Here is a 6,119-nt window from a genome sequence, read left to right on the forward strand (position 1 = left end):
CGATGACGCTTGCCGGCGGCGCCATCCTCGGCGTCGTCATGAAGCATTTCAACTACCCCGTGGTCGCCATGGTCATCGGCCTTTTGCTGGGCCGCATGCTGGAAGGCAATCTGCTGCGCACCTGGCAGCTCAGCCGCGGCGACTTCACCATCTTCTTCGAGCGCCCGATCAGCCTCGTCCTGATCGTTTTGCTGGTTGCCGCCGCCGCGACGCCGTTCGTCCTGAAGCGGATCAGGCGCGCCAGGCAGCGAGGGGACATCACGAGCCATGGCGAGGCGGAAGGCCCACGGACATGACCCAAACCCTGCTGGACAAGATCTGGACGGCCAACACCGTCAGGCAACGCGCGGACGGTGCGACCTTGCTCTATGTCGACAGGCACCTGGTTCACGATGCCACGTTTCAGGGGTTCGACAAGCTCGACTCCGAAGGGTATCCGCTGCGCCGGCCGGGCCTGACCTTCGGCATGGCCGATCACTACATCGCCACCGGCTCGTCGGCGGCGCGCCGGCTGACCGACTTCGACGGCCTGGTCGAACGGCTGGATCGCAACGCCCGGAAATGGGGCTTCGAGTCGTTCGGGCCGGGCACCTCGCGGCAAGGCATCGTGCATGTCGCCGGGCCGGAGATGGGCCTGACCCTGCCCGGCTGCGTCCTGGTCTGCGGCGACAGCCACACCGCGACCCATGGCGCCCTGGGGGCGTTGTCGTTCGGCATCGGCGCCAGCGAGATCGCCCATGTCCTCGCCACCCAGGCTATCTGGCAGCACAAGCCCAGGAGCATGCGGGTCACCATCGACGGCACGCTCGGCGAGGGCGTGGTCGCCAAGGACGTCATCCTGGCCCTGATCGGGCGCATCGGCGCGGGCGGCGCGACAGGGCACATCATCGAATATGCCGGAAGCGCCATTGACGGGCTCTCGATGGAAGGACGGCTGACGGTCTGCAACATGACCATAGAGGCGGGCGCGCGCACCGGCATGATCGCGCCCGACGATGTCAGCCTTCAATGGCTTGCCGGGCGCGCCTATGCCCCCAAAGAGCACCTGTGGGATCGGGCGGAGGCGCATTGGCGCACCCTCGGTTCGGATGGCGGGGCCGTCTTCGACGCGGAAGTGTCGCTGAACGCGGACGAAATCGCACCCATGGTGACCTGGGGCACCTCGCCCGAGGATGTGGTGCCGATCACCGGACACGTTCCCGATCCGGACGCGCAAGGCGATCCCGACAGGCGCCGGCACGTCCAAAAGACGCTGGACTATATGGGCCTGGTGCCGGGCACGCCGATGACCGAGATCGCCATCGACCGCGCCTTTATCGGGTCCTGCACCAATGGCAGGATCGAGGACCTGCGCGCGGCGGCCGGCATCGCGCGCGGCCGCCGGGCCCGCGTGCCCGCCCATGTCACGCCGGGCTCGGCACAGGTCAAGCGGCAGGCCGAATCCGAGGGACTGGATCGCATCTTCCGCGCCGCGGGCTTCGAGTGGACCGATCCGGGCTGTTCGATGTGCGTGGCCATGAACGGCGATCTGGTGCCGCCGGGTGAGCGCTGCGCCTCATCCACCAACCGCAATTTCGAAGGTCGGCAGGGCAAGGGCAGTCGAACCCACCTGCTCAGCCCCGCCATGGTCGCCGCCGCTGCGATCGCCGGCCGGCTGACCGATGTCCGCCGGATGGAGACCCCGTCATGATCCCGTTCCTCACCCACGAAGGCGTTGCCGCGCCGTTGGAACGCACGCAGGTCAACACCGATCTGATCGCACCCGCCCGGTTCCTCCGGCGCGGCCGGCGCGACGGCTTCGGCGATGCCCTGTTCACCGATCTGCGCGGCACCATGGACGGCGACCGGCCCTTCATTCTGGACCGCGACGGCATGGCGGCCGCATCCGTCCTTGTCGCGGGCGAGAACTTCGGCTGCGGCTCCTCGCGCGAGCACGCGGTCTGGGCATTGATGGATTTCGGCTTCCGGGTGGTCATCGCCGAGAGCTTTGCCGACATATTCTACAACAATGCCGCCCAGAACGGGCTGTTGGCGGTGTCCCTGCCCGCATCCGAAATTCGCGCGCTATGGCAGGCCTGCGCCATGAATCCCGGCATGACCGTCAAGGCCGACCTGTCCCGTCAGGAAATCACCTATGCGGATTGTTCGGCGAGGTTCGCCATCGACGCTTACCGGAAGGACATGCTGCAGCAGGGTCTTTCGGAAATCGCCATGACGCTGAAGGACCTGGAGACTGTCCGTGACTTCGAGCGAGTCCGGGCGGAAGATCGGCCATGGCTGTCACATCCCAAGCAAGCATAAGGAAAAGCTATGACATTGGACCTTAAAACGGCGCTCTCGAAGGACATGGTCGTGGCGCCCGGCGTCTTCGACCTGATTTCCGCGCTGATCGCCGACCGCATGGGGTTCAGCGCGCTGTACATGACCGGCTACGGAACCGTCGCGTCCCATCTGGGGCTGCCGGACGCCGGGCTTGCGACCTATCGCGACATGGTCGAACGCGCCGGGCGGATCGCCCAGATGACAAAGACCCCGCTGATTGCCGACGCCGATACCGGATATGGCGGTCTGCTGAACGTGGCGCACACCGTTCGCGGCTACGAGGCCGCCGGGGTTGCGGCGATCCAGATCGAAGATCAGAAGTTTCCGAAGAAATGCGGTCACACGCCGAACCGGCGCGTCATCGCCGCCGACGAGATGGCAAAGAAGGTGGAGGTAGCCTGCAACAGCCGCAAAAGCGACGATTTCCTGATCATCGCCCGCACCGATGCGCGCACTGCCCACGGCATCGACGAGGCCATCCGGCGCGGCAAGCTCTACCGTGACGCGGGCGCCGACATCGTGTTCGTCGAAGCCCCAGAGAGCGATGAGGAAATGAAGCGGATCTGCTCGGAAATCGACGCGCCCACGCTGGCCAACATGGTGGAGGGCGGGCGAACTCCGGTGCTGTCCGCGCAGCGCCTCAAAGAGATCGGCTTTGCCATCGCGCTCTTCCCGGGGTCGGGTTTCCTGGCAACCGGAAAGGCCCTGGAATCGGTCTATGCCGATATACGGGAGAATGGATGCACCACGGAAAAGACACCGCTTTACGATTTCGCTCAGTTCAACGAGCTGATCGGCTTTCCCGAAATCTGGGAGTTCGAGCGCCGCTATCCGCAGCAGTAAGCGCCATGCTTGGTGTTTGATCCCAGATCTTGATGATGCAGCCTTTGGCCGGAATGGAAGGAGGCCCCATGGCGGAAGGTCCGCACACAAGCGCCATAAGCACAGCGGCGGATCACATCAGCACAGCGGCGGATCACATCACCGCCATCGTGGGTACCGGCCTGGTCGGCTCGGGTTGGGCTGTTGTCTTCGCCCGGGCCGGCCACACCGTCAGGGTCTTCGATCCCAAGCCCGAAATCCGCGAGCGGCTGCTGTCTTGGACCCGTCGGAGTGTCACGGCACTGGAATGGATCGCGCAGGACGTTCCCGACATGCGCATCATCGATCAGAATTTGTGGGATCGTGTCAAAGCCCGTCAGGCAGCGGTGGCTCTCGGAAAGCAGGAGAAGCCAGCAGAAGGATTCTGGGATCGCAGGCGGCCCCGCTATTTCTGTCCGGCCTGATCAAATGCGGTGAGTGCGGCGGCGGCTTCGTCAAGATCAGCAAAGACCATTTCGGCTGTGCCACGGCGCGCAACAAGGGCACCTGCACAAACACCCGGACCATTCGCGGCGATGTCCTGGAAGAAACCGTGCTCGGCGGCCTTCAGCACCGGCTGATGGACGACGAACTGCTCGCCCTGTTCTGCGATGAATACACAAAGCAGATCAACGCACTGCGCATGGCCGAAAGCGCCGGGCGCGCGAAGGATGAGGCACGTCTCAACCAGATCGACCGCGCACAGGACCGGATCATCGACGCCATTGCCGACGGCACGCTGACCGGCGCGAAGATCAAGGGCCGCATGCACAAACTGGAAGCGGAAGCTGCCGACATCCGCGCGCGCCTGGCGGACAGTCCAAAGGAAGAAAAGACGCTGCTGCACCCAAAGATGGGCGCGCGCTATCGCCAGGCTGTCACGAATCTTCGTCAGGCGCTGGACCGCAAAGACGGCCGTCCCGAGGCTGTCGAAATCCTGCGCAGTCTGATCGACCGCATCGTCCTGAACCCGGACAAAGCGGCAACAAAAGGCTATCTGATCGACATCGAGGGCGAGCTCGCGGGCACCCTAAGCCTTTGTGCCGCAAACAAAAATGCCGCCGACGTTTCCGAAAGCGGCATTCAGCAATGACCGACCCGAGACATAGGTGACGTTTTGTACCGGACACATGGGTAACACTTTTCGCTTTTGTGCGGGAGGTGTTGATGCCGTGGAAATTGAGTTCGATTCACGTTCCGCATGCTGGCAAATTTCCGCCTCCCAATCAATCGAGTTGGCACTCTGCCAGACGGCTCGCCCGACCTCCACCGAGGTGGGCGCCAAAACGCTCGGCATCGCCAGTTTCTATCTGCGGGCCGCCTGCCGGAACCGCAATCTGTGGGGCGTCGAGGACTTCCAGGAGATCAGCATCCGGCATTCCAAATACGCCGCCAATCGCTTCGCGGACTCCTCGCCGCGGCCCTTCATCGAGGGCATCCGCACCGCGCGGGAGCGGATCGTTGCCCGCACGGGCGGGGATCGCACCGACTTCCTGCGCAAACGCGGCTTCTCGAAAGCCGAGACCGCGAAGATCGTCGAGACCGTGCTGGTAGAAGAAGGTCGCCCTCCGGAAAGCGTGTTCGACTTCGTCCAGGGCATCACCGCGGTCGCCCGCTCGAAGCCGCAGCAGGACGCGCGCCTCACCATGGAGACCCGTGCCAAGAAGCTGTTGGAGGCCGCTTAGACAATGGGCCGGGTGGTCGCTGGAGCCGGAGAGTGGCCACCCGCTCGTTGGTGCACGTGGCATCGTTTCGAGACCGAGGTTTTCTCAAGATCAACGGATACCGGCCTGCGATCCTGCCAGAAGGCACTCGTTTCAGCCCGAAAGCTCATCCGCGAGCCAAGCCACCAGCGTGTCGGTTTTCGGGTGCAGGCCACGCCCCGAGCCGCGATAGATCGCCATCTCGGTGGGGCGTGCCACGGTTTCGGCGCAGGGGCGGATCAGCTTGCCTTCGTCGATCATGCCCCGCACCGTGCGTCGCCAACCCAGCGCGATCCCCCGTCCGGACACGGCCGCCTGAAGCACCAGCGGGAAGCTGTCGAAGCCGATGAGGCGATGACCGGCTGGAATGCTCATACCGACGGCCTCGAACCAGTCCGGCCAGTCCATCCATTCCTGCGGCACGACCCGGTGCGACAAAAGGGGATGCGCGGCGAGCGCGGCGGGAGGCAGCGGCAAATCCGCCTCTCCAAGCAATGTGGGCGCACAGACCGGGAAGATCTCGTCGGACGCGGTGAACGCCAGCCGGGCCGTCCCCGATGGCCGGCCGGCGGTCTGGATCGCCACATCGAATTGCTCCTTAGCTTCCGTCAGCGGCCTGAGCGCCGTGACGACGCGAAGCTCCGCGCCGGGATGGCGCTCGTGGAAGCGGGCAAGCCTGGGCATCAGCCAGTAAAACGCCTCGCAGAGCTGGCAATGGAGGATCAGTTCATCCGACCGCCGGTCTCCACGCAGATAGTCGACCTCCGCGGCGATGTCGGCGAGGGCCGCGCTCACCACTCGCCCAAGCCTCCGCCCTTCATCGGTCAGAAACACCGCCCGGTTCCGGCGCTCAAAGAGCTTGGTTCCCAGGTCGCGCTCCAACTGCCCGATCTGCTTGCTCACCGCCGTTTGGGTCATCCCAAGCTCCGCGGCCGCCAGTGTGAAGCTCTCATGGCGCGCGGCCGCTTCGAACGGCTTCAAGCGGGACAGCGGCGGCAAGGTGCGGGTCGGACTATCCATGACTGTGCCTCATGTGAAATGACCAGGAATTCGTTTTTCTTCGCCAGTGATACATGATTTTCCTGGATTCTTGGACGGGCGCATCTCGCCCCACGGCACGGTCATGCGATCCGCATGCTCACTCCGGCGGGAGACCAGGCAAACATGACCGACGCATCGCCAACCTATCGCACCGGACGGGCCGCGCTGGCCATCGTCACCGCCGTCCTGGCC

General features: G+C 64.6%; 6 protein-coding genes and 3 pseudogenes. 8 read left to right on the plus strand and 1 reads right to left on the minus strand.

Annotated features, from left to right (window positions below; translation table 11 throughout):
* The 8 genes and pseudogenes from AC5E6N_RS22745 to AC5E6N_RS22780 form a co-directional block, all read left to right on the plus strand.
* Window positions 1-296: pseudogene (locus AC5E6N_RS22745) on the plus strand (hypothetical protein); the annotation flags it as partial.
* A complete protein-coding gene (leuC, locus tag AC5E6N_RS22750) occupies window positions 293-1,690 on the plus strand; it encodes a 3-isopropylmalate dehydratase large subunit (RefSeq protein WP_491749947.1) in 1,398 nt (465 codons plus the stop codon). The pseudogene AC5E6N_RS22745 and the gene leuC, both read left to right, overlap by 4 nt.
* Entirely contained in the window at window positions 1,687-2,301 is a 615-nt protein-coding gene (leuD, locus tag AC5E6N_RS22755) for a 3-isopropylmalate dehydratase small subunit (protein ID WP_491749948.1), read from the plus strand. The genes leuC and leuD overlap by 4 nt, the downstream gene beginning before the upstream one ends.
* Window positions 2,302-2,310: 9 nt before the next feature.
* Window positions 2,311-3,165 (plus strand): isocitrate lyase/PEP mutase family protein, encoded by an 855-nt coding sequence (locus AC5E6N_RS22760; RefSeq protein ID WP_491749949.1) that lies wholly within the window; start codon window positions 2,311-2,313, stop codon window positions 3,163-3,165.
* Between the two features lie 68 nt (window positions 3,166-3,233).
* On the plus strand, window positions 3,234-3,608 hold the full coding sequence (locus AC5E6N_RS22765; RefSeq protein WP_491749950.1) for a 3-hydroxyacyl-CoA dehydrogenase NAD-binding domain-containing protein: 375 nt from the start codon (window positions 3,234-3,236) through the stop codon (window positions 3,606-3,608).
* A 35-nt stretch (window positions 3,609-3,643) separates the two neighbouring features.
* A pseudogene (locus tag AC5E6N_RS22770) lies at window positions 3,644-3,691 on the plus strand (hypothetical protein); the annotation flags it as partial.
* Window positions 3,692-3,736: 45 nt separating this feature from the next.
* Window positions 3,737-4,276, plus strand: a complete 540-nt coding sequence (locus AC5E6N_RS22775) for a hypothetical protein (protein WP_491749952.1) — start codon at window positions 3,737-3,739, stop codon at window positions 4,274-4,276.
* Window positions 4,277-4,369: 93 nt separating this feature from the next.
* Window positions 4,370-4,868: pseudogene (locus AC5E6N_RS22780) on the plus strand (DUF932 domain-containing protein); the annotation flags it as partial.
* Window positions 4,869-5,000: 132 nt separating this feature from the next.
* Here the strand turns inward: AC5E6N_RS22780 and AC5E6N_RS22785 are convergent.
* Entirely contained in the window at window positions 5,001-5,906 is a 906-nt protein-coding gene (locus AC5E6N_RS22785; RefSeq protein WP_491749951.1) for a LysR substrate-binding domain-containing protein, read from the minus strand.
* Window positions 5,907-6,119: the final 213 nt, after the last annotated feature.

It is taken from the genome of Hoeflea sp., from assembly GCF_984452065.1.

Excerpts from the sequence above, each read along its gene's own strand:
- AC5E6N_RS22765 (WP_491749950.1), top strand. The coding sequence starts at position 3,234 with ATGGCGGAAGGTCCGCACACAAGCGCCATAAGCACAGCGGCGGATCAC.
- AC5E6N_RS22760 (WP_491749949.1), top strand. The coding sequence starts at position 2,311 with ATGACATTGGACCTTAAAACGGCGCTCTCGAAGGACATGGTCGTGGCG.
- leuC (WP_491749947.1), top strand. The coding sequence starts at position 293 with ATGACCCAAACCCTGCTGGACAAGATCTGGACGGCCAACACCGTCAGG.
- leuD (WP_491749948.1), top strand. The coding sequence starts at position 1,687 with ATGATCCCGTTCCTCACCCACGAAGGCGTTGCCGCGCCGTTGGAACGC.
- AC5E6N_RS22785 (WP_491749951.1), bottom strand. The coding sequence starts at position 5,906 with ATGGATAGTCCGACCCGCACCTTGCCGCCGCTGTCCCGCTTGAAGCCG.